1 protein-coding gene is annotated in these 1,607 nt (G+C 66.1%); it reads right to left on the reverse strand.

What is annotated here, in order from left to right; genetic code table 11:
• Nucleotides 1–98: 98 nt before the first annotated feature.
• A complete protein-coding gene (locus ACFSC3_RS20630) occupies nt 99–1,568 on the reverse strand; it encodes an ISNCY family transposase (RefSeq protein WP_380942266.1) in 1,470 nt (489 codons plus the stop codon).
• Nucleotides 1,569–1,607 lie beyond the last annotated feature (39 nt).

Genomic DNA, 1,607 nt, shown 5'->3' on the forward strand with positions numbered 1-1,607 from the left:
GGCAGCGTGGAGCTATCCACAAGCGCAGCGCTGACCCCGCTGATGCGGTGAGTTCCGAGGGAAGGGCGACGGACCCGCTGCGCCAGCAGCGGGCCCGGTCACGCCAGAACAGCAGGCAGTGAGGCAGGTTCCTGAGGCGGCGTGTTCCGAACTCGGCCCGCGTATTCGGCCAGTCCATGCGCGACGAGTTCCGTGTTGGGAAGGCGCGGTCCACGCTTCAGCTTGGGTGTGCAGAGCGTGCGGCGATCCACCTTCGATGCAGTCGGAGCAGCCGAGGCGGCGAACATGCCGCCAGTCTGGGCGGTTCGCGCCGGCTCGTTGTTGTTCCGCTTGCGGTGGTGTGGTGCCGTTTCCTGCAGGAGCCGCGCCATCGCCAGCGCCGCGTCGAGATGCTTGTTGTCGACCACCGCTGCCTGGTTCACCCGCTGCATCTTGTCGAACACGCGATAGGGCAAGGCCTCCCCGTCATGCCGGATCTCGATCCGCCCATCGGGATACTCGCAAACATCTACCCGCTTGCGCGCCAGCGCCTGACTAGTCCGGTTCGGCTCCAGGATGAACAGCGCCTTGTTGTAGTGCAGCGTCAGCGATGCCGTGACAGTGCGCTGTTCGCGCCAGACCATTTCCGCCTCGATGTTCTCGTGCGGCGCCAGCGGGCGGTGGAGATCGCGCGGGTCGAACGGCGTCCTGGCGAACTGCCGGTTGTGCCGGGCCATGTAGGCGGGGAGAAAGGCGTTGGCCTCCTCGATGGTGGAGATGCCCTCCAGTCGCATCGCCTTGACCAGGCGGTCCTGCAACGTGCCGTTCGCCCGCTCGACACGCCCCTTGGCCTGAGGCGAGTTGGCGCAGATGATCTCTATGTTGAGCGCGTGGAGCGCCCGCCCAAGATGCGTCATGCCGTCGCCGTTCGCCGAAGCCGTGTTGTTGCGGAAGGCGCTGTGCTTGTCGGAATAGAGCGCAACCGGCTTGCCGTGACGCTCGATATACGTCCGGGTCGCCCGCATGTACGAGAAGGTGCTCTCGCTCTCTACCATCTCCAGGTGCATCAGCTCGCTGGTCGCATCGTCGATATAGACCAGCAGCGTGCATTGCGGGCCCCGGTCCTCGAACCACCAGTGTTTGGACCCGTCGACTTGGATCAGCTCGCCGCGGCAGTCCCGCCGGTAACGCGGCTGGTACGGGCGAGGGCGACGCGCTGCGCGGTCCTTCCACAGCCCCGCTGCCATCATCATCTGCCGCAGCGTCTCGCACGACACCCGGATGCCGTGCCGCTCGGCCAGATACTCGCGCGCCAGCGTGGGCCCGAACCCGTTATACTGCTCGCGCACGAGGCTGACGACCTGGTCACGAAAGGCATCGCCGTAACGCCGGTTGCTCGGACGGCCACGCTTGCGCGAGATCAGCCCGGCTGCGCCGTCCTGCCGAACTCGCTCCAGCAACCGGTAGATCTGTCGACGCTCAAGGCTCAGTAGCGCCATCGCGTCTGCAACCCGGATCTCGCCGCGGTCGAGCCGCATCAGCGTGTCGAACCGGCTCACCTCGGCAGTACTCATCGTCAGCACCGTCATCGCTTGCACATCCTCGCTGCCGAGGATGGCCATGACACC

The sequence above is a fragment of the Sphingomonas floccifaciens genome (assembly GCF_042681125.1).
Classification (GTDB): Bacteria; Pseudomonadota; Alphaproteobacteria; order Sphingomonadales; family Sphingomonadaceae; genus Sphingomonas; species Sphingomonas floccifaciens.